This window comes from Mycobacterium yunnanensis, from assembly GCF_025823185.1.
Lineage (GTDB): Bacteria > Actinomycetota > Actinomycetes > Mycobacteriales > Mycobacteriaceae > Mycobacterium > Mycobacterium yunnanensis.
Genome location: NZ_JACKVK010000005.1, coordinates 500,515 through 522,695, shown reverse-complemented (window position 1 = coordinate 522,695; position 22,181 = coordinate 500,515). Strand labels below are relative to the sequence as shown.

Here is a 22,181-nt window from a genome sequence, read left to right as displayed (position 1 = left end):
CTACTCCAACAGTCCGCGCCGCATCGCCTCGGCGACCGCAGCGCCCCGGTCCCCGACACCGAGCTTCTCGTAGAGCCGCTGCACGTGGGTCTTCACCGTCGAGGGGGCGAGGAACATGTCCTTGGCCATCGCGGGGATGCTCCGACCGCTCGCGATGTAGCCGAGCACCTCACGCTCGCGGGCGCTGAGCATTGGAGCGTCCGACTCGTTGCGGCGTTGAATCTCTCCGACCAGTCCGGCCGCGAGGTTCGGGGCGACGACGTCGCGGCCCTTCGCGCAACTCAGGACGGCGTCGACCAGCTCGGACCGGCTGGACTCCTTGGAGATGAAGCCGGCGGCACCCTCCTGCAGCGCGCTGTAGACGATCGCCGATTCGTCGTGCGCGGAGATCAGCAGGACCCGGGTCGGCAGCGCGTCACGACGGACGGCTGCGGCCACCTGGGCGCCGTCCAGGCCCGGCATCCGGTAGTCCAGCAGCGCGACCCGCGGCCCGTGCTCCCGAATCATCGCCAGCGCCTCCACGCCGTCGTCGGCCTCGCCGACCACCTCGATCGAACCGCTCGAATTCAGGGCGCGCACCACGCCGTCGCGGAACAGCGGGTGGTCGTCACCCACCACCACGCGCACCTTCTCAGCCGTCACGCCGCCAGCTTCGCACGCAAACTCATCCGCCGCTTCCGGATTCGGCCTCGGTGGCGCGCGTCCGCCCGGCCAGCCCGATGAGCTCTTCGTGTAGCTCGAACCACACCGTGTGATACGAGTCCACCATCGGACGGGTCAGCCACGACATGTCGCCGTCGCGTGCCCTCCGCAACGCGGCATCGAGGCGATCGGCGTACGTCGCGAGCCGCGCGACGAGGTCGGCGGCCGCGGTGATCACCGGCAGCACCTGGGCGTGCAGGCCGTCGAGCCGGTCTAGCACGGCGGTCACCTCGTCCGGGCCCGCCGAGTCCCTGGTCAGCTGCCACTGCGAGATCAGGGGCTTGACGCTGCCGTTGACCGCGAGGAACCGGTCGTAGACGTCCTCGGCGGCGGCTCGGTCGACGCCGGCGCGTTCGGCGACCAGCAGCTCGGCCAACCGGGCCCGGCCCGCGTCGGTGAGCCGCACCGACGGCGCGTCGACCAGCAGTCCGGCGGCGACGCAGTCCTCCACGGGACCGGTCGGCTCGGCTCGCGGCATCCGGCCCTTGAGCCGGACCGTCTGCAGCAGCGCCAGCTGGTCGGCGTCGGTCACGGGCGCCCCGAACGGGCGGCCAGATGCAGCGCAGGCAGGTCGCCGACGGCGTTCGGGGCGGCCGCGCGCACGATCTCGGCGAACCTGGCCAGTTCCGGGCTGAGCACCGGCTGCGACGACGCCGACTCGCCGATCCGGACCTCGCCCGCGTCGCCGTCGACGGTGATCACCAGTCCGGCCATCGCCGCCGTCAGCCCCACACCGCACCCGACGACCGCCGGTATCCCTAGCTCGCGGGCCACGATGGCGGCATGGCTGCTGGCGCCTCCGACCTCCGTCACGACGCCGTTGGCGGCCACGAGTCCGGCCACGTCGTCCGGGCTCGTCGTCGGCCGCACCAGGATCACGTCGCGGCCCTCGTCGGCCGCCGCGATGGCGTCGTCGCTGGTGGTGCACGCGACCCCGGAGGCGACGCCCGGGCACGCGGCCGCACCGGTGGCCAGCAGCCGTCCCGCCGGCGCCGAGCGCACCGCCAGGAGCGTCTCGAGCTGCTCGGGCGTCACCCGCTCGATCACCTCGGCGTCGTCGACGAGACCTTCGTCCCGGAACGCGAGGGCCAACCGCAACGCCGCCTGCGGCGATCGCTGCGCCACCCGAGCCTGCAGCAACCACAGCGTGCCGGCCTCGACGGTGAACTCGACGTCTTGAACGTCGCCGGCGAGACGTTCGAGCCGGGTCCCGGCGTCGACCAGCTGGTCGTGGGCCTCCGGCAACAGCTCGCGCATCGACGCGAGGGGCTCGCAGTCGGTGATGCCCGAGACGACGTCTTCGCCCTGGGCGGCGGAAAGCCACTCGCCGAACGGCGTCGACGCACCGGTCGTCGGGTTGCGCGTGAACAGCACCCCGGTGCCCGAGCGGTCGTCGAGATTGCCGAAGACCATGGCCTGCAACAAGATCGAAATCCCGCCGCGGTCGAGTCCGCGGTGCGCACGGTATGCCTCGGCTCGGCTCGACGACCACGACGACACCACCGCGTCAAGGGCGCCGCGCAGCTGGTCGAGCGGCCGGTCGGGGGCCGGCGCACCGACCGCGCGCCGGTAGCCGCGTCGGAAGCGTTCCCGGACGTCCTCGGCGAACGGCCTCGAGTGCTCCCTTCCGAGGGCGTCGACCACACCGTCGTCGACTCCGACGTTCAGCACGGTCTCGAGCATCCCTGGCATGGACGTGACACCGCTACTGCGGACCGACAGCAGCAGTGGTCGCGGGCCGGAACCGAACACGCGCCCCGTGCGCTCCTCCAGCACCTCGAGCCCGCCCAGCACGTCCTGCCACAGGCGGTCGACGAGCTTGGCGGGTTCTTCGTCACACCAGCCAGAGGTCACGCAGAAGGCGGGGGGCACCGGCAAACCCAGCGACACCATCGAGGCGACCGCCCGACCCTTGCCGCCGATCACCAGTAGCGTGGCATCGTCGAGTCCCTCGTCCAACAGGACCGCGTGCCGGCTACCTGCGCCGATCCTCATCGCGTGACCACTCATCTCGCCTAGTCATCTCGCTCGGTGCCCCCTCCACGGTTGGAGGGAACGCCCGAGTGTATGCACCCGACGGGATACCCGACGCCACCGGAAGGAACACAATGACCAGTCACGGTTCGCCCTGCACCGCCAGAGGCTTCTAGGCTCATCCTTCGAACACGTCGTACCGAATACTTGTGGGTCGCTGCACGCGCAGCGGTTCAGACAGGGGTTTCACACCGTATGGCCGATCAACTCGCCAATGCCACCGAGGCGCTCCGTCGGGCTCTCGTCCAGAACGACCGGCTGAAGACCCAGAACCGGGCCCTTCTCGAGCGCTCTGGCGAACCGATCGCCGTGGTCGGCATGTCGTGTCGATTCCCCGGCGACGTTAACTCCCCGGAGGACCTGTGGAACATGGTCGCCGAGGGTCGCGACGTGGCCACCGAGCTACCGGACGACCGCGGCTGGGACGTCGCCCGCCTCTATGACGCCGACCCCGACGCCCCTGGCAAGTCCTACGCCCGGGCGGGCAGCTTCGTCACCGACGTCGGCGACTTCGACGCCGGCTTCTTCGGCATCGCCCCCAGCGAAGCCCTCGCCATGGATCCCCAGCAGCGCATGCTCCTCGAGCTGTCGTGGGAGGCCCTCGAGCGGGCCGGCGTCGACCCGACGACTCTGCGGGGCAGCGCGACGGGTGTGTTCGCGGGCGTCATCGCGGGCGGCTACGGCATGTCCGACGACAGCATCGAGGGCTACCGGCTGACCGGCATGACCTCGAGCGTCACCTCCGGCCGGGTGGCCTACGTGTTGGGCCTCGAGGGCCCGGCGGTGTCCATCGACACCGCCTGCTCGTCGTCACTGGTCGCGCTGCACATGGCCGTCCAGGCGCTGCGACTCGGCGAATGCGACATGGCCCTGGCCGGCGGTGTCACGGTCAACGCGACGCCGACGATCTTCGTCGAATTCAGCCGCCATCGCGGTCTGGCCGCCGACGGACGGTGCAAGCCGTATGCGAATGCAGCCGACGGCGTCGGGTGGGCCGAGGGCGGCGGCGTGCTCGTCGTGGAGCGCCTCTCCGACGCCCAGCGGCTCGGACACAACGTGCTCGCCGTGGTGCGGGGCTCGGCGGTCAACCAGGACGGCGCGTCGAACGGTCTGACGGCACCCAACGGGCCGTCCCAGCAGCGCGTGGTGCGCGCCGCGCTGGCCAACTCCGGCCTGACGGCCGCCCAGGTCGACGTCGTCGAAGGGCACGGCACCGGCACCCCGCTGGGTGACCCCATCGAGGCACAGGCGCTGCTGGGTACCTACGGCCAAGACCGCACGCAGCCGCTGTGGCTGGGTTCGGTGAAGTCCAACATGGGCCACACCCAGGCCGCGGCCGGCGTCGCCGGCGTCATCAAGATGATCATGTCGATGCAGCACGAGACGCTGCCGGTCACGCTGCACGTCGACGAGCCCAGCCCGCACGTCGACTGGACGATGGGTGCGGTCTCGCTGCTGACCGACCCCCAGCCGTGGCCCGCAGGCCCCACCCCGCGCCGGGCCGGCATCTCGTCGTTCGGCATCAGCGGCACCAACGCCCACGTGATCGTCGAGTCGGCTCCGACCGTGCAGGTCGAGAAGGACGCGACGGCACCGGTTCCGCAGGCCGGCGTCCTTCCGTGGGTGCTGTCGGCCAAGACGGCGACGGCGCTGCGCAACCAGGCCGCTCGCCTGACCGACCACTTGGCCACCCACGCCGACCTCTCCGACCTCGACGTCGCCTGGACGCTGGCAGGACGCACGTCCTTCGAGCACCGCGCCGTCGTCCTGGGCACCGATCGCGCTCAGCTGGCCGCCGGCCTCTCGGAGCTGACGTCCGACGCCGACGTCACGCGGGTGATCCGCGGCACCGCCACCCCCGTGGGCAAGGTCGCCTTCGTGTTCCCCGGCCAGGGCAGTCAGTGGATTGGCATGGGCATCGAATTGATGTCCGCCTCAACGGTGTTCGCCGAGAAGTTGACCGCGTGCTCCGAAGCGCTGTCGGAGTTCGTCGACTGGTCGCTGCTCGACGTGTTACGCGGGGAGCCGGGTGCACCCACCCTCGACCGCGTCGACGTCGTCCAGCCCGCACTGTTCGCCGTGATGGTGTCCTTGGCCGAGCTGTGGCGCTCGGTCGGCGTGACGCCCGACGCCGTCATCGGGCATTCCCAGGGCGAGATCGCCGCCGCGCACGTCGCGGGGGCGCTGTCCCTGCGCGACGCCGCGAAGATCGTCGCGCTGCGCAGCAAGCTGCTGGTCGAACTGTCCGGTTCGGCGGGCATGGTGTCGCTGGCGTGTGGCGCCGACCGCGCCCGAGAACTGTTGTCGGGCTTGGACATCGAGCCTCGGCAAGCCGGCATCGCCGTCGTCAACGGCCGCAACGCCGTCGTGGTGTCCGGTGAGACGGCCGCACTCGAGGCCCTGATGGCCCAGTGCGAAGCGCTCGAGATCCGCGCGCGCCGCATCGACGTCGACTACGCGTCGCATTCGGCACAGGTGGAGGCCATCGACGGTCGCCTGCAGGAAGCCCTCGCCGGCCTGGAGCCCCACTCGACCCGCACCGCGTTCTTCTCCACCGTCACGGGCGATCTCGTCGACGCCGCGACGCTCGACGCCGACTACTGGTACCGCAACATCCGGCAGACGGTGCAGTTCGACCAGGCCGTCCGCGCCGCGGCGGCCCACGGTTACCGCGCCTTCGTCGAGACCAGCCCCCACCCGGCGCTGATCGCGGGCATCGAGGACACCGTCCGCGACTGCACCGACGCCGCAACCGAACCCGTCGTGGTGCCCACACTCGGGCGTGACGACGGCGGTTGGGACCGCTTCCTTGCCTCCGCCGCGCAGGCCTTCATTTCGGGCATCGCCGTCGACTGGCGTGCGACGTGCACCGGCGGCCGCCTCGTCGAGGTGCCCACCTATGCCTTCGACCGCCGCCGCTTCTGGCTGTCCGGCGGCGGCACCGGATCTTCGGACGCCTCTGGCTTCGGCATCGACGGCGCGGCGCACGCGCTGCTTGGTGCCGTGGTCGAGGTGCCGGAGACGGGTCAGGTCGTGCTGACCGGCCGGCTGTCCGCCGCGACGCAACCATGGCTGTCCGACCACGCCGTCGGTGGCTTAATCCTGTTCCCCGGTGCGGGATTCGTCGAGCTCGTCGTCCGCGCGGGCGACGAGGTCGGCTGCAGCATCGTCGAGGAGCTGACCCTGATGGCGCCGCTGGTGGTGGCCCCGTCGGGTGTTCCGATCCGCGTCGTCGTCGGGGCGAGCGAGGAGTCCGGTTCGCGGACGGTGTCGGTGTTCTCCCACCCCGACGATCCCGAAGCCCCGTGGGTCCAGCACGCCGAGGCCATCGTCGGGTCGGCCGAGGTCCCGTCGACGGCAGACCTGTCGGTCTGGCCGCCTGCCGGCGCCGTGGCCACCGACGTCAGCGACGCCTACGAGACGCTGGCCGCCCGCGGCTACGAGTACGGGCCTGCCTTCCGCGCCTTGACGGCGATGTGGCGCCGCGGCGACGAGGTGTTCGCCGAGGTCACCATCCCGCAAGACGTGCAGTCCGGCGAATTCGGCGTGCACCCCGTGCTGCTGGACGCCTCGATGCACGCCATCGCGCTCGCCCTCGAGGATCACGAGCTGGCCCTGCCCTTCTCCTGGCAGCAGGTTGCCCTGCATGCCGCCGGAGCCTCGTCGGTGCGCGCGAGAATCGCACCGGTGGGCCCGAATTCGGTGTCCATCGACCTGGCCGACGGACTGGGCCTGCCCGTGCTGTCGGTGGGCTCGATGACCACCCGTCCGGTCAACGCCGAGCAGCTGGCGCTCGTCGGCCAGGCCAGCGCCGACGGTGAACTGTTCGAGGTCGAGTGGTCCGCCGTGGCCATGCCCGAGCCGGCCACGCCTGCCGCGGAATTCACGGTGTACGAAGTGCCCTCGGCCGCAGCCGATTCCGCCGACGCCGTCGCGGCGACGCACACCGCGGTCAAGGCCGCGCTGACGCATCTGCAGTCCTGGCTCGCCGAACCGTCGGCGGCCACGCTGGTCGTCGTCACCCACGGAGCGGTCGCGCTGCAGGGTGAGGACGCCACCGATCTGGCCGGCGCCGCCGTCTGGGGCCTCGTCCGCGCCGCGCAGACCGAGAACCCCGGCCGGATCGTGCTGGTCGACGCCACGGGCAACCCGGACGTCTCCCTCGACCTCGCATCCGTACTCGCCGTCGGCGAACCGCAGGTCGTCGTGCGGGGCGGCGTGCCGCACGTCGCGCGAGTGGTCCGCAGCCGCAGTGCCGACGCGGTGCTGCAACCGCCGACCTCGGGCAAGCCGTGGCGGCTCGGCATCGCCACCGCGGGTACGTTCGACAACCTCGCCCTCGAAGAGGTGCCGCACTCCGAAGAACCGTTGCGCACCGGACACATTCGCGTCGAGATGAACGCCGTCGCCGCCAACTTCCGCGACGTGATGATCACCCTCGGCATGTTCACCCACGACGCGCTGCTCGGCTCCGAGGGTGCGGGCGTGGTGGTCGACGTCGGCGAGGGTGTCACCGACTTCGCCGTCGGCGATCGCGTGATGGGCCTGTTCCCCGAGGGCACCGGCACGCTCGTGCAGGCCGACGCCCGGCTGGTCGCGCCCATCCCGACCGGGTGGACCGACGCCGAGGCCGCGGCCACGCTGGTCGTCTACACCACCGCCTACTACGGCCTGCGCGAGCTGGCTGACGTGCAGCCAGGACAGTCGATCCTGATCCACGCCGCCACCGGTGGCGTCGGCCTTGCCGCCGTCCAGCTGGCCAGGCACTGGGGGCTGGAGGTGTTCACCACCGCCAGCCAGCCCAAGTGGGACGCGTTGCGGGCCTTGGGCTTCGACGACGACCACATCGGCGACTCCCGTTCACTGGGCTTCGAGCAGAAGTTCGCCGAGGTCACCGGCGGCCGCGGTTTCGACGTCGTGCTCGACTCGCTGGCCGGCGACTTCGTCGACGCGTCCCTTCGCCTGCTCCCCCGCGGCGGCTCGTTCCTCGAGATGGGCAAGACCGACATCCGCGACGCCGACACCGTCGCCGCCGCCCACCCCGGCGTCCGCTACCGGGCGTTCGACCTCTTCGAGCCGGGCCGCCCGCGGATGCACGAGTACATCGTCGAGCTGTCCCGGATGTTCGACGAGGGCATCCTGACCCCACTCCCGGTGACCACGTGGGACATTCGTCGCGCACCGGCCGCCCTGCGGTACCTCAGCCAGGCCCGCCACGTCGGCAAGATCGTGATGACGATGCCCGCGGCATGGACCCGCGGCACCGTGCTGATCACCGGCGGTACCGGCATGGCCGGCTCCGCGGTGGCCCGCCACGTGGTCGCCAACCACGGGGTGACTCAGCTGGTCCTGCTCTCCCGTCGCGGTCCGGCCGCACCCGGTGCGGCCGAGCTGGTGGCCGAACTGAGCGCCGCGGGTGCCGACGTCCGGGTGCTCGCCGCCGACGCCGCGGACCGGGCCGAGCTGCAATCCGTCCTGGGCGGGCTCGACCGACCGCTCTCGGCGGTGATCCACGCCGCAGGCGTGCTGGACGACGCGGTGGTCGGGTCACTGACCCCCGAGCGCGTCGACCCCGTACTGCGGGCCAAGGTCGACGCGGCGTGGAACCTGCACGAGCTCAGCCGCGACGCCAATGTCGCCGCGTTCGTGATGTTCTCGTCGATGGCCGGTGTGGTCGGTTCAGCCGGCCAGGCCAACTACTGCGCCGCCAACACGTTCCTCGACGCCTTGGCGGCACACCGCCGCGTCCACGGGCTGCCCGCCACCTCCCTGGCGTGGGGTCTGTGGGACCAGGCCAGCGACATGACCGGGCACCTCGCCGACGCCGACCTGAGCCGACTGGGTCGCGACGGCATCCTGGCGATGTCGACCGCCGACGCGATGGCGCTGTTCGACTCGGCCCTGGTGGTGGGTGAGCCCCTGCTGGCCCCCGTCCGCATCGACCGCGCGGCCTTGCGGGCCAGGTCGGCCGAGGGTCTGCTGCCGCCGATGTTCGCCCAGCTGGCCAGCACCTCGGCTCGGCGCCGGGTCGACGACTCCCTGGTGGCGGCGAAGTCGAAGTCCGCTCTGGCGCAACGCCTGCACGGGCTGACCGAACAGGCTCAGCAGGCCGTGATCCTCGACCTGCTGCGGTCGCACATGTCCGCGGTGCTCGGAAACACCGAGCCCGAGGCCATCACCGCCGAGCTGGCCTTCTCCGACCACGGCTTCGACTCGCTGACCGCCGTCGAGCTGCGCAACCGGCTGAAGACGGCGACCGGTCTGGCCCTGTCTCCGACGTTGATCTTCGACTACCCGACTCCGCTGGCGCTGGCGGGCTACATCCGCCAGGAGCTCGCGGGCGCGCCGCAGGAGATCACCGCGACCTCGTCGGCGGCGCAGCGCGTCGACGACGAGCCGATCGCCATCGTCGCGATGTCGTGCCGCTACCCCGGCGGTGTCGACTCCCCAGAGGCGTTGTGGGAGATGGTCGCCGAGGGCCGCGACGTCCTCACCGACTTCCCGACCGACCGCGGTTGGGACCTCGCCGGGCTGTTCAGCCCCGATCCGGACGCTCCTGGCAAGTCCTACGCCCGCACGGGTGGCTTCATCGACAACGCCGCCGACTTCGATCCCGGTTTCTTCGGCGTCTCCCCGACCGAGGCGCTGGCGATGGACCCGCAGCAGCGGTTGTTCCTCGAGCTGGCGTGGGAGGGCCTCGAGCGTGGCGGCATCGATCCGCTGTCGTTGCGCGGCAGCGCCACCGGCGTCTTCGCCGGCGTGTACGCCCAGGGTTACGGCGTCGGCGCCGAGGGCGCGGAGGGTTTCCGGTTGACCGGCCAGGCCTCCAGCGTCGCCTCGGGCCGGGTGTCCTACGTGCTGGGCCTCGAGGGTCCGGCCGTGTCGATCGACACGGCGTGCTCGTCGTCTCTGGTCGCCCTGCACATGGCCGTTCAGGCGCTGCGCACCGGTGAGTGCGATCTCGCACTCGCCGGCGGTGTCACCGTCAACGCCGCACCCGACATCTTCGTCGAGTTCAGCAGGCAGCGTGGGTTGTCCTCCGACGGACGGTGCAAGTCGTTCGCCGGCGCGGCCGACGGCACCGGATTCGCCGACGGCGGCGGCATCCTCGTCGTCGAGCGCCTCTCCGACGCCCAGCGCAACGGTCACGAGGTGCTGGCACTGGTCGCCGGGTCGGCGATCAACCAGGACGGTGCGTCCAACGGGCTCACCGCGCCGAATGGTCCGTCGCAGCAACGCGTTCTGCGCGCGGCCCTGGCCAACGCCGGCCTCAGCGCCGCCGACGTCGACGTCGTCGAGGCCCACGGCACCGGCACCACCCTCGGTGATCCCATCGAGGCGCAGGCGCTGCTGGCCACCTACGGCCAGGACCGTCAGCAGCCGCTGTGGATCGGCTCGGTGAAGTCGAACATGGGTCACTCCCAGGCCGCCGCGGGTGTCGCCGGAATCATCAAGATGGTGCAGTCGATGCGCCACGAGCAGTTGCCCGCGACGCTGCACGTCGACGAACCCACCCCGCACGTCGACTGGACCATGGGCTCGGTCGCGCTGCTGACCGAGGCTCAGCCGTGGCCCCAGAACGGCACGCCGCGGCGTGCCGGTGTCTCGTCGTTCGGCATCAGCGGCACCAACGCGCACGTCATCATCGAGCAGGCGCCCCCGTCGGAGGCACCCGTCGGCGAGGTGCACCGGCCGGCCGTCGTGCCGTGGGCGCTGTCGGCCAAGACGCCCGAAGCGCTTGCCGCACAGGCCCGCCGCCTGTCCGACCACCTGGACGCCCACCCCGACCTCGACGCCGTCGACGTCGGCTGGACGTTGGGCGGCCGGTCGTCGTTCGCCCACCGGGCGGTGCTGCTCGGCGCGGGTCGTGACGACCTGCTGGCCGAGTTGAAGGGGCTCGCCGAGGACGCACCCGGCGGACAGACCGTCGTCGGTCGCGCCACCGGTTCGGGCAAGACCGCGTTCGTCTTCCCCGGCCAGGGCGCGCAGGCGCTGGGCATGGGTCGCGAGCTGCACGCCGAGTTCCCGGTCTTCGCAGCCGCCTTCGACGCGGTGACCACCGAACTGGACCGTCACCTGTTGCGGCCAATCCGCGACGTGATGTGGGGAAGCAACGCCGCCGTGCTGGATTCGACGGAGTACGCGCAGCCCGCGCTGTTCACCGTCGAGGTGGCGATGTTCCGCCTGCTCGAGTCGTGGGGCATCGAACCCGACTTCGTGCTCGGGCACTCCATCGGTGAACTGACCGCTGCGCACGTCGCCGGCGTGCTGTCGCTGGAGAATGCGGCCGCCCTGGTGGCCGCCCGCGGCCGGCTCATGCAGCGCCTGCCCGACGGCGGCGCGATGGTGGCGGTCGGCACCAGCGAGGCCCGGATGCGGCCGCTGCTGCGCGACGGCGTCGGCATCGCTGCGGTCAACGGGCCGGAGTCCGTCGTCATCTCGGGTCCCGAGGACGCCGTCCTGGCCATCGCCGAGGAGGCCAAGGCCACCGGGTGCCGCGTGCACCAGCTGGCGGTCTCGCACGCGTTCCACTCGTCGTTGATGGAGCCGATGCTGCTGGAGTTCAACACCGTCGCCGGTGGCATGACGCTGGCGGAGCAAGGGATTCCGGTCGTCTCCAACGTGACCGGCGAGCTGGCGGGTGCCGACTTCGCGACCGCGCCGTACTGGGCCAACCACATCCTCGAGGCGGTCCGATTCGACGACAGCGCGCGCTTCCTCGCCTCCGCGGGGGTCACGCGCTTCGTCGAGGTCGGCCCGGCCAGCGGGCTGACGGCCACGATCGCGATGTCGTTGGCCGAGTCCGAGCCGGTGACGGTGTCGACGCTGAAGAAGGACGCCGCCGAGCCGAAGACGCTGCTCACCGGGCTCGCCGAGCTGTCGGTGTCCGGGGTCGAGGTGGACTGGCAGGCGGCATGCACCGGCGGTCGCCTGCTCGACCTGCCGACCTACGCCTTCCAACGGCGACGCTTCTGGTTGACCAGCGGTGGATCCGGTTCCACCGACGCCACGGGTCTGGGTCTTGGCCGCACCGACCACGCGCTGCTTGGCGCGGTCGTCGAGTCGCCCGAGACCGGTGGCGTCGTGCTGACCGGCCGCCTGTCCACGTCGACCATGCCCTGGCTGGCCGACCACGCGGTCGCCGGCGTCGTGCTGTTCCCCGGTGCCGGGTTCGTCGAGCTCGCCATCAGGGCGGGTGACGAAGTCGGGTGCTCGAGCGTCGACGAGCTGATGCTGCACGCACCGCTGGTGTTGCCCGCCGAGGGCGTCGCCGTGCAGGTCGTGGTCAGTCAGGCCGACGAGGCCGGTGGCCGCGTCGTGTCGATCTTCTCGCGCGCACAGCAGGATTCGTCGGCGTGGATCCTCCACGCCGAGGGCGAGTTGAGCGTCGCGGCGTCGGCTCCCGGTTCGGATCTGTCGATCTGGCCTCCGGTCGGTGCCCGCGAGGTCGACGTGACCGACGCCTACGCCACCATGTCGGCCAGGGGTTACGAGTACGGTCCGGCGTTCCGCGGGCTGAAGGGCATGTGGCAGCGGGGCGACGAGGTGTTCGCCGAGGTGTCCATGCCGCAGGAGTTGCAGGCCAACGGCTTTGGCGTGCACCCGGCGCTGCTCGACGGCGCGCTGCACGCCGTGGTGATGAGCCGCGACGACGCCGAGGGCGAAATGGCGCTGCCGTTCTCCTGGCAGAAGGTGTCCCTGCACGCATCCGGGGCCTCCGCGGTGCGGGCACGGCTGGCACCCAACGGAACCAGCTCGATGTCGATCGACCTCGCCGACGGGCTCGGCCTTCCCGTGCTGTCGGTCGAGGCAATGGTGGCCCGGCCGGTGACGGCCCAGCAGTTGGCGGCCGCGGTCGGCGGCACCGGCGGCGGTGAACTGTTCGAGGTGGTGTGGTCGGCGGCCACGCCGGCCACCGAGATCCCCGACGGCGAGTTCGCGATCTTCGAATCTCAGCCCGTCTCAGATGAATCCGACGAGCTGGCCGGCGTCTACGGCGCCACTCACGTCGCGCTGGAACGGCTGCAGTCCTGGCTCGCCGAGACCGCCGAGGCGACCACGCCCAAGACCCTGGTGGTGACGACCCGCGGGGCCGTCGCCCTGCCCGGTGAGGACGTCACCGACTTGGCGGGTGCCGCGGTGTGGGGGCTGGTGCGCGCCGCGCAGACCGAGCATCCGGGCCGCGTCGTCCTCGTCGATGCACAGTCAGATCAGGTAGATCCGGCGCCGATCGTGGCGCTCGGCGAACCGCAGGTGGTCATCCGCGACGGTGTGCTGCACACCGCGAGGGTGTTGCCGAGCCGGGCCGCGGAGTCGCTGCTGACCCCGCCTGCCGATGATGCGCCGTGGCGGCTCACCGTCGCCGAGTCGGGCACGTTCGACGACCTGACGCTGCAGGCGATCCCCGACGCCGACGAACCGCTGGAGGCCGGTCGCATTCGGGTCGCCGTGCGTGCCATCGGCGCCAACTTCCGCGACGTCATGATCGCCCTTGGGCTCTACCCGGGTGGCGGTTCCATGGGCATCGAGGCGGCGGGCATCGTCGTGGAGGTCGCGCCGGGCGTGACCGAGGTGTCCGTCGGTGACCGGGTGATGGGTCTGTTCCCCGAGGGCACCGGCACCATGGCCACCACCGACGCTCGCGTCGTGCTGCCCATCCCGTCGGATTGGGGATATGCCCAGGGCGCCGGTTTCACGGTCGGCTTCGCCACCGCGTACTTCGCGCTGCGTGGGCTGGCCGACGTGCAGCCGGGCCAGTCGGTGCTGATCCACGCGGGCACCGGCGGCGTCGGCATGGCCGCCGTCCAGCTGGCCCGCCACTGGGGTCTGGAGGTGTTCGCCACCGCGAGCCAGCCGAAGTGGGACACGTTGCGAGCCATGGGCTTCGACGACGACCACATCGGCGACTCCAGGACGCTGGACTTCGAGCAGAAGTTCCTGGCCGTCACCGGCGGGCGCGGGGTCGACGTCGTACTCGACTCGCTGTCGGGTGACTTCGTGGACGCGTCGCTGCGCCTGTTGCCGCGCGGCGGAGCGTTCCTCGAGATGGGCAAGACCGACATGCGCGACGCCGACGAGGTCGCCGCCGCCCACCCGGGAGTGCGCTACCGCGCCTTCGACCTCTTCGAGGCGGGTGCCGACGGGGTCGGCAAGATCCTGACCGGCGTCGCGGAGCTCGCCGACGCGGGAGTGCTTCGGCCACTTCCCATCTCGACGTGGGACGTGCGTCGGGCACCGGCGGCACTGCGACACCTCAGCCAGGCTCGCCACATCGGCAAGGTCGTGTTGACGATGCCGGACGCCTGGGCCACCGGGACCGTGCTGATCACCGGCGGCACCGGCATGGCAGGCGCCTCGGTGGCCCGCCACGTCGTCGCCAATCACGGTGTGCGGCACCTGGTGCTGCTGTCGCGGCGCGGCCAGGACGCACCGGGTGCGGCCGAGCTGGTGACCGAACTGACCGACGCAGGCGCCAACGTTCAGGTGGTCGCCGCCGACGCCGCCGACCGCGACGCGCTCGCCAAGGCCCTTGCCGGCATCGACCACCAGCACGCGCTGTCGGCCGTGATCCACACCGCGGGCGTCATCGACGACGCAGTGGTGACGTCGCTGACCCCGGATCGGGTCGACTCGGTGCTGCGCTCCAAGGTGGACGCGGCGTGGAACCTGCACGAGCTCACCCGTGACCACGACCTGTCGGCATTCGTGATGTTCTCGTCGATGGCGGGTCTGGTCGGTGCATCCGGACAGGCCAACTACTCCGCGGCGAACGCCTACCTCGACGCGCTGGCGGCACATCGACGGGCCCAGGGCCTGCCGGCGATGTCGCTGGGCTGGGGTCTGTGGGAGCAGGCCAGCGGCATGACGGGCCACCTCCAGGACGTCGACCTCGCGCGCCTCAACCGCGACGGCATCCTCGCCCTGGCACTCGACGACGCGCTGGCCTTGTTCGACGAGGCCCTGACCGTCGACGAGCCGTTCCTGGTGCCCGCACGCATCGACCGGGCGGCCTTGCGCACCAAGTCCTCGGCGGGCACGTTGCCGCCGATGTTCGTCGACCTGATCTCGGGTCCGGCGCGCCGTCAGGTCGGCGACTCGCTGGCCGCGGCGCAGTCGAGGTCGGCACTGGCGCAACGGTTGTCGGGACTGCCGACCGACGAGCAGTACGACCTGCTGCTCGACCTGGTGCGGTCGCACATGGCCACGGTGCTCGGCGTGCCCAACCCGCAGTCGATCGCGCCGGACCTGGCATTCCAGGACCACGGCTTCGATTCGCTCACCGCGGTCGAGCTGCGCAACCGGTTGAAGGCAGCGACGGGTCTGACCCTCTCGCCGACGCTGATCTTCGACTATCCGAACCCGGCGGCGATCGCGGAGTACTTCCGCACCCAGCTGGTCGGCGAGGACGAGCAGGGCGCGGCGACCAACGACGTCGACGCGGAACTGCAGCGGGTCGTGGCGACCATTCCGATCAAGCGGCTGCGGCAGGCGGGCGTGCTGGACATGCTGCTCAACCTCGCCGCGGGCGGCGGTGCCGACACCGAGGCCGCGGGGTCGACCGAACCGGATCGCACGCAGGACATCGCCGACATGGACCTGCAGGATCTGCTGGCCGCGTTCAGCGACGACGATGCGGGCTAGGACTCGATGAGGATCGTCGTCGGGGGCGCCGACGGCGCGATCGGCCGCGGGGTGTCCGCGCGCCTGGTGACCCTCGGCCACGACGTGGTGGGCTTCGGTGCTCGTCGTCCCGAGAGTTGGCCGGGGACGGTCGAGTTCGTGACCTCCGAGGTGTACTTGGCGGACACCACCAAGGGCGCCGACGCGGTGCTGCACTGCGGCGGCACCCATGGCCTCGACGGGGTGGCCGCCGACGTGGGACGCGTCGTCGTGATGTCTGCGACCTGGCCGGTCGACGACACCACCGCGGCAGTGGACGGCGCGATCGTGGTGCGCACCGCGCTGGTGCTGGGCCGCCACGTCGACGACGCGGTGCTGACGAGGTTCACCGCGCCGGTCTTCGTCGACGACGGTTCCGCGGACCGACCCCTGCAGGTGGTGCACGCCCATGACGTCGAACGGGTGTTGGTGCGGGCGGCACTCGACGAGGATCTGCCCACCGGTCGGGTCGACGTCACCGCCTCCGAACCCACCACGTTGCGCGCGATCGCGACCGCCGTCGGTCGGCCCGTCGTCACGGTGCCCGGCCCGTTGGCCCGCGTCCTCGCCCGCCGGCCCGTCACGGTGCCGACCCTCGACCCCACCGCGTTGCGCGAGGATTGGGGCGTCACCCCGACCTACGACGCGGCGCAGGCCATCGAGGACTTCACCCTGGCGTGCCGCGGCCGCATCGCCGTCGGCAGCGCCGTGCACGACATTCCCTGGCGGCTGCCGCGCGTGCTGTCCATCCCGGCGGTGGACGCCCCGGCCGCCGACGGAGTCGAGCCGGTGCCCGCCGGCCCCGGCGAGGTGACCGGCGAATTCGACACCCCGATCGACCCGCGCTTCCCCGCCTTCATCGCCACCAACCTGTCGGAGGCACTCGCCGGGCCGTTCTCGCCGTCGTCGGCATCGGTGACGGTGCTTGGCACCCGCGCGGCCGGTCTGGTGATCTCCGAGCGGCTGCGCCCCGGCGGGGCCGTGCAGCGCGAGATGTCGGTGCGGACCACCGGCGTCTTCGGGCACCGTCTGTACGCCGGCATCACCACCGGGCACTTCATGGCCCACACCGTGCCCTTCATCGACCCGAACCTGGTGCTGTCGGGGTTCTTCGGCCACACCGAGGACGGCCTCGAGCTGTTCGGCGAGCACCTACCCCCCGTGGAGCCCCGCGGCCTGGTCCGCCAACTGCGTGGCGGCCTGACGTTCGCCAACTGCCTCGTCGGCCTGTCCGCCGGCTCGCGCGGTGACACCCAGGCCTTCGTCGCCGACGTCGAGCGTCTGGAGACGGCCGCCACGGACCCGACCGCCCTCGACGACCAGCGGTTGCGGGAGCTCATCCTGCTGGGCCGCGACCACGTCGTTCACGGGTGGGTGCTGTCGTCGGCGTCGATCCTGCTGTGCGCCGGGTACGGCGTGGTGATGCGCCTGCTGTGCGGGCGCGACGTGATGCCCGCCGCCGGGGACGAACTGGTCAGCGCGCAGGCGCTCGGTGCGGTCCACCGGCTGGCCGCCGCGGCGCGCCGCGATCCCGTCGCCGCCAAGCTGCTGTCCGAACCGGACGTCGACGCCGCGACGCTCGCCGCGCGGGCGCCCGCGTTCTCGGCCGCGCTCAGCGATGAGCTGGCCCTCATCGGGCACCGCGGACCCGGTGAGGTCGAGATGCGCTCGGCGACCTACGCCGACGATCCCGACCTGCTGGTCCGCATGGTGAGCAAGGCGTTGACGGCTCTGCCAAGGGACCTGCCCCGGCTGCCGCAGGTGCCGCTGCGCGCGCGGGCGGTGGGCGTCGCCGCGGCCACCCAGCTCCGCGAGCGGGAAGTACGCCGCGACCGCATGGTGCGCGCCATCTGGGTTCTGCGACGGCTGCTGCGGGAGCAGGGACGGCGCATGGTCGACGCGGGTCAACTCCGCGACATCGACGACGTGTTCTACCTACTGGTCGACGAGGTGAACGCCCCGCCGCCCGACCTGGCGGGCATCGTCACCCGGCGGCGCGCCGAACAGGCGACGTTGCAGGGCCTGGTCCCACCCGAGGCGTTCAGCGGCCACTGGACCCCGACCGAGGGCCCCACCACCGCCTTCGGGGGCGGGGAGGTGCTGCACGGCATCGGCGTCTCAGGGGGGAGCGCCCGGGGGCGCGTCCGCATCGTGCAGGCCGAGACGATCGACGACCTGCAGCCCGGCGAGGTCCTCGTCGCCAAGGTCACCGACGTCGGCTACACCCCGGCCTTCGCCTACGCCGCGGCCGTCGTCACCGAACTGGGCGGGCCCACGTCCCACGCGGCGATCGTGGCCCGCGAGTTCGGGGTGCCGTGCGTGGTCAACGCGCGTGGCGCGACCGCGCGACTGGTCACCGGAACCGTCGTGGAAGTGGACGGGGCGACCGGCGAGGTCCACGTGCTCTGACAGGTGTCATATCGTGGCGGTCATGGACTTCGCGATGTCGGCAAAAGGGCAGGATTACCACCAGCGGCTCACCGACTTCATGGTCGAGCACGTGTTCCCCGCCGAGCACGTCTACGACCAGTACCGCCTGGAAGCGGGTCCCGACGACCACACCGTCCCGCCGGTGGTCGAGGAGCTCAAGAAATTGGCCCGCGACCGCGGACTGTGGAACCTCTTCCTGCCGTCTGAGTCCGGGCTGACAAATCTCGAGTACGCGCCGCTTGCCGAGCTCACCGGCTGGAGCATGGAACTGGCTCCCGAGGCCACCAACTGTGCGGCGCCCGACACCGGCAACATGGAGACACTGCACCTGTTTGCCACCGAGGAGCAGCGCACGCAGTGGCTCGAGCCGCTGCTCAACGGTGAGATCCGCAGCGCGTTCGCGATGACCGAGCCCGCGGTGGCCTCCAGCGACGCTCGCAACATCGAGACCACGATGCTGCGCGACGGTGGGGACTACGTCATCAACGGCCGCAAGTGGTGGACCTCCGGCGCCAACGATCCGCGGTGCAAGATCCTGATCGTCATGGGCCGTACCAACCCCGACGCCGCAAGCCATCAGCAGCAGTCGATGATCTTGGTGCCGTTGGACACTCCCGGCGTGACCATCCTCCGTTCGTTGCCGGTGTTCGGTTGGCAGGATCAGCACGGCCACGCCGAGATCGTCTTCGACAACGTCCGGGTGCCCGCCTCCAACCTGCTCGGGGAGGAGGGCGGCGGGTTCGCGATCGCCCAGGCCCGCCTCGGCCCCGGCCGCATCCACCACTGCATGCGTGCGATCGGGGTGGCCGAGCGCGCGCTGGCGCTGATGGTCGACCGGGTCAACAAGCGCATCGCGTTCGGCAAGCCGCTGGCCGAGCAGGGCGTGGTGCAGCAGCAGGTGGCGTTGTCCCGCAACGAGATCGACCAGGCCAGGCTGTTGTGCCACAAGGCCGCCTGGGTGATCGACCAGCACGGCAACAAGGCCGCGCGCAACGAGGTCGCGATGATCAAGGCCGTCGCACCGCAGATGGCGTGCAACGTGATCGACCGCGCCATTCAGGTGCACGGGGGCGCCGGTGTCACCGACGACACGCCGCTGGCCCGGCTGTACGGCTGGCACCGCGCCATGCGCTTGTTCGACGGCCCCGACGAGGTGCACATGCGGGCCATCGCACGGGCGGAACTGGGCCGGGAGAAGGACGCGCTGGCGACGGCGGCGTGCCGCCAATCTGGCACGGCGGTGACGTCGTAGTGGTCGTTGGCGGCCAGGGGATCTCCACGGGAGACGAGCTCTCCGGAGCCTGGAACTTCCGCGACGTCGCGGAGGAGACGGGCATCCAACCCGGCAGACTGTTCCGGTCCAGCGAGCTGAGTCGTCTCGACGACGCGGGCCGTGAAGCGTTGGCGCGGTACGGCATTGGTGACGTCGCCGATCTGCGCTCGGCCCGCGAGGTCGAGCGGCGCGGCCCGGGCCTGGTGCCCGACGGGGTGGCGGTGCACTCGTTGCCGTTCCACGAGCTGACCGCCGAGCAGGCCGCTGCCCCGCACGAGAGCGCGTTCGACAAGATGCTGACCGCCAAGCCCGACGACGAGGACGTGTCGGTGGCCGCGGCGCGTTTCATGACCGAGGAGTACGAGCGCTTTCCCTCGCTACCAGGTGCCAGGACCGCCGTGCGTGAGGTGGTCTCGTTGCTCGCCGAGCAGCGGCCCGTCATCGCGCACTGCTTCGCCGGCAAGGACCGCACCGGCTTCACCGTCGCCCTGGTGCTGGAAACCGTTGGCGTGCCACGGGATGCGATCGTCGCGGACTTCCTGCGGAGCAACGCCGCGGTACCACGGTTGCGCGACCGCATCCTCGAGTCCATTCGCGCGCGCGCCGAGGAGACGACGACGCCGGAGATCGTGACGTTCGCCGAGGCACGACTCAACGACGAGGTGCTCGGCGTTCGCGAGGACTACCTGGTGGCGGCGAAGCGCTCCATCGACGGCGAATACGGTTCCACGGCCGGGTATCTCGAGTCCCTTGGCGTCACCGACGACCAGGTGTTGCGTTTGCGTACGTTCCTGGTGGGCTGACCTCAGAGTTTGGGTTGCCAGGTCTGAGGCGTGATCCGGCCCCCGTAGACGGGCAGCTCGATGGGCTGGTCGGTGTCGGCGAAGTGCGACCACGGCCTGGTGACGCCGGCAGTGCCGTACTCGCGCGTGCGCCGGACCTCGTCGAGGTCGACGGTGGCGGCGAGCACCGTCGACTCCGCCCCGACGGCCTCGGCGAGGATGCGCCCCTGGGGGTCGACGAGGAGGCTGCGCCCCTGGCCGCGGGGTGCGGCGGCGTTGACGCTGGCCACGAAGACCTGGTTGGCGATCGCGTTGGCCTGGACCAGGATCACCTCCTGGGCCCGGTCGCCGGTGGGCGTCAGCACGACGTTGACCAACAGCTCGGCCCCCATCCAGGCCAGCTGGCGGGAGTGCTCGGGGAACCACGCGTCGTAGCAGACGGTCAGACCGATGGTTCCGGCGTCGTCGATGCGCAGCGTCGTGAAGTCGGCGCCGGGCTCGACGGTCTCCGAGGGCCGCCACGGGAAGATCTTGCGGTAGCTCGCCGCCAGCTCGCCGGACGGTGAGTACACCACCAGGGTGTTGTACACCAGGTCGGAATCCGTCGACTCCAACACGCTGCCGGGGATCAGCCACACGCCGAGTTCGGCTGTCAGCCTTGCCAGTTCGCGACCCGTCGGGCCGTCCAGGGGTTCGGCATGGCGGGCCAGGTCGGCTTGGTCCGACGGGTCGAACGCGCCGAGCAGGTGCTGTTCGGGGAAGACGAAGAGCTGCGTTCTCGGGTACTGCCGCACCAGTTCACGCAGGCGGTGCTCGAACTCCTCGAACGACGCTGCGGCCGGATCCTGGACGAGGGCGAGGGACAATTCCTTCAACACGGTCGACCTCTCTACTGCTGGGGCACCTCGACGTCGGAGAACAGCACCCGAACCCCGCCGGTGGACAGGGCGCCCATCGCTTGGAAGAAGGCCCCGAACTCGGGGGTGGTGACGGCGGCGCTGGCGGCGTCGTAGTCGGCGAAGTACCAGTCGACCATCCGGTAGGCCGGGGTGGGTGAGCCGTCCTCCTTGGGCCACACCTTCGACGCTTCGAAGCGGACGTATCCGGGGACCTTCCGGGCGGCCTCCAATTGGTCTGCTGGATAGGCGGATTCGAACGCCTCCGGATCGGTCGGGTTGTCGTAGATGACCGTGATCTTCGTTTCGGACATGGCGATCCTCCGTTGTCAGCCGCGGACGGCGGTGTTGTCGATCCCGTCCTGAACGATCTTAGGACTCCCGGAGTGAAAGGTGACGTGGTTGTCGATGCCGTTCAGGGTGATGACGTCGGCCGAGTCGACCGTGACGTCGGCGTCGATCCCTGCGACTTCGAGGCTGGCGCAGTGGCCGTTGACGGTGACCGGGGTGGCTCCACCACTGATGACGAGGTGCCCGTCGTTGCAGTACACGGTGTGCGGTCCGCTGTCGCTGAGCCTGGTGGTGGCGCCGGGGGTGAGCCGAATGGCGTTGTCCTCGGCGAGCATCCGTGCCGCCAGCCCCGTGCTGATCCACAGCGCGCCGCCCAACCAGGCGGCGGCGATCAGCACCCACACCATCATCCCGATCACCAGCCGGGGTCGCAGTCGGCCGGTCCAGTTGCCGGAGTCGTCACGGTCGAGGTCGTAGGGAAACGAGCTGACGCACAGCGCGCGACCCGGGTGGCGGGCGTCGGCCAGGATGACGCCGTCGTCGTACTCGCGCCCCTTCACCTTGAGCTCGCCCCGGTAGCCGTCGAGGGTGTAGCGCACCACGGTGGTGGTGCTGGGCCCGCTCCACAGTTGGCGGGTGACCGTCCACCCGTGCGCCTGCGGTAGCCATACGTTGGAGTACGTCGTACCGCCGTAATAGGTGGCGCGGGACCTGACGTCGGAGTCCACGACCTGCGCGACCCGGCCCCACTTCAGGAGCGCCAGTCGCGTGCGCGCCGCCCGGAACTGCAGGCCGTAGACGAGCACCAGCGCCAACACGGCGGCCGGTGCCAACCACTGCGGATGGATGATCCACACGATGATCGGCGGGATGGCGACCATGAACATGGCGAAGAGGTACCACCAGCGAAACGGCAGCAGTTCGGCGAGTACGAAGCCGAGCGGGATGCGCCGGGGTGCGTCGGCCAGGGAGCCGCCCGGCGCAGGCCCAGAGGCGCGGTACGTTCCGGCGAACTGTTGCGCACGCGCCTCGGCGAGCTGCGCCTCGAGGTCGGCGATGCGCTGCTCGGGGTCCTCCGGCGACGTCATGGGCGCATGGTCCCACGATGCACGC

10 protein-coding genes are annotated in these 22,181 nt (G+C 71.1%); 4 read left to right on the top strand and 6 right to left on the bottom strand.

Annotated elements, in window-relative coordinates; genetic code table 11:
• The 3 genes from H7K45_RS09695 to H7K45_RS09685 are packed head-to-tail and all read right to left on the bottom strand — an operon-like array spanning position 1 to position 2,697.
• Positions 1 to 642 (bottom strand): response regulator transcription factor, encoded by a 642-nt coding sequence (locus H7K45_RS09695; RefSeq protein ID WP_263995567.1) that lies wholly within the window; start codon positions 640 to 642, stop codon positions 1 to 3.
• Positions 643 to 664: 22 nt separating this feature from the next.
• Positions 665 to 1,180, bottom strand: coding sequence for a MarR family transcriptional regulator (locus tag H7K45_RS09690; RefSeq protein WP_263995659.1), 516 nt, complete (start codon positions 1,178 to 1,180; stop codon positions 665 to 667).
• Between the two features lie 50 nt (positions 1,181 to 1,230).
• Positions 1,231 to 2,697 (bottom strand): pyruvate, phosphate dikinase, encoded by a 1,467-nt coding sequence (locus tag H7K45_RS09685; RefSeq protein ID WP_263995566.1) that lies wholly within the window; start codon positions 2,695 to 2,697, stop codon positions 1,231 to 1,233.
• 234 nt (positions 2,698 to 2,931) lie between these two features.
• On the opposite strand from H7K45_RS09685, the gene H7K45_RS09680 reads away from it, so the two are divergent.
• Genes H7K45_RS09680 through H7K45_RS09665 form a run of 4 tightly spaced genes read left to right on the top strand, consistent with a single transcriptional unit; the run spans position 2,932 to position 19,902 of the window.
• Positions 2,932 to 15,378 (top strand): type I polyketide synthase, encoded by a 12,447-nt coding sequence (locus tag H7K45_RS09680; protein WP_263995565.1) that lies wholly within the window; start codon positions 2,932 to 2,934, stop codon positions 15,376 to 15,378.
• A gap of 6 nt (positions 15,379 to 15,384) precedes the next feature.
• Entirely contained in the window at positions 15,385 to 17,805 is a 2,421-nt protein-coding gene (locus H7K45_RS09675; protein ID WP_263995564.1) for a PEP-utilizing enzyme, read from the top strand.
• A gap of 34 nt (positions 17,806 to 17,839) precedes the next feature.
• The gene (locus tag H7K45_RS09670; protein ID WP_263995658.1) at positions 17,840 to 19,078 is read left to right on the top strand and encodes an acyl-CoA dehydrogenase family protein; all 1,239 of its coding nucleotides are present in this window, start codon (positions 17,840 to 17,842) and stop codon (positions 19,076 to 19,078) included.
• Positions 19,054 to 19,902: a tyrosine-protein phosphatase gene (locus H7K45_RS09665; protein WP_308206397.1), complete on the top strand. Its 849-nt coding sequence runs from the start codon at positions 19,054 to 19,056 to the stop codon at positions 19,900 to 19,902. The genes H7K45_RS09670 and H7K45_RS09665 overlap by 25 nt, the downstream gene beginning before the upstream one ends.
• A 2-nt stretch (positions 19,903 to 19,904) precedes the next feature.
• Here H7K45_RS09665 and H7K45_RS09660 read toward each other — a convergent pair whose 3' ends face one another.
• From H7K45_RS09660 to H7K45_RS09650, 3 genes are read right to left on the bottom strand one after another with little or no spacing between them, the layout of a single operon-like run.
• On the bottom strand, positions 19,905 to 20,759 hold the full coding sequence (locus H7K45_RS09660) for a carbon-nitrogen hydrolase family protein (RefSeq protein WP_263995563.1): 855 nt from the start codon (positions 20,757 to 20,759) through the stop codon (positions 19,905 to 19,907).
• A gap of 11 nt (positions 20,760 to 20,770) precedes the next feature.
• A complete protein-coding gene (locus tag H7K45_RS09655) occupies positions 20,771 to 21,091 on the bottom strand; it encodes an EthD family reductase (protein ID WP_263995562.1) in 321 nt (106 codons plus the stop codon).
• A 15-nt stretch (positions 21,092 to 21,106) separates the two neighbouring features.
• Positions 21,107 to 22,156 (bottom strand): DUF3060 domain-containing protein, encoded by a 1,050-nt coding sequence (locus H7K45_RS09650; RefSeq protein WP_263995561.1) that lies wholly within the window; start codon positions 22,154 to 22,156, stop codon positions 21,107 to 21,109.
• Between the last annotated feature and the right edge of the window lie 25 nt (positions 22,157 to 22,181).

What these genes read in the sequence shown, in the direction of transcription:
- H7K45_RS09690 (WP_263995659.1), bottom strand. Translation starts at nt 1,180, where the DNA reads ATGCCGCGAGCCGAGCCGACCGGTCCCGTGGAGGACTGCGTCGCCGCC.
- H7K45_RS09685 (WP_263995566.1), bottom strand. Translation starts at nt 2,697, where the DNA reads ATGAGGATCGGCGCAGGTAGCCGGCACGCGGTCCTGTTGGACGAGGGA.
- H7K45_RS09680 (WP_263995565.1), top strand. Translation starts at nt 2,932, where the DNA reads ATGGCCGATCAACTCGCCAATGCCACCGAGGCGCTCCGTCGGGCTCTC.
- H7K45_RS09675 (WP_263995564.1), top strand. Translation starts at nt 15,385, where the DNA reads ATGAGGATCGTCGTCGGGGGCGCCGACGGCGCGATCGGCCGCGGGGTG.
- H7K45_RS09670 (WP_263995658.1), top strand. Translation starts at nt 17,840, where the DNA reads ATGTCGGCAAAAGGGCAGGATTACCACCAGCGGCTCACCGACTTCATG.
- H7K45_RS09655 (WP_263995562.1), bottom strand. Translation starts at nt 21,091, where the DNA reads ATGTCCGAAACGAAGATCACGGTCATCTACGACAACCCGACCGATCCG.
- H7K45_RS09650 (WP_263995561.1), bottom strand. Translation starts at nt 22,156, where the DNA reads ATGACGTCGCCGGAGGACCCCGAGCAGCGCATCGCCGACCTCGAGGCG.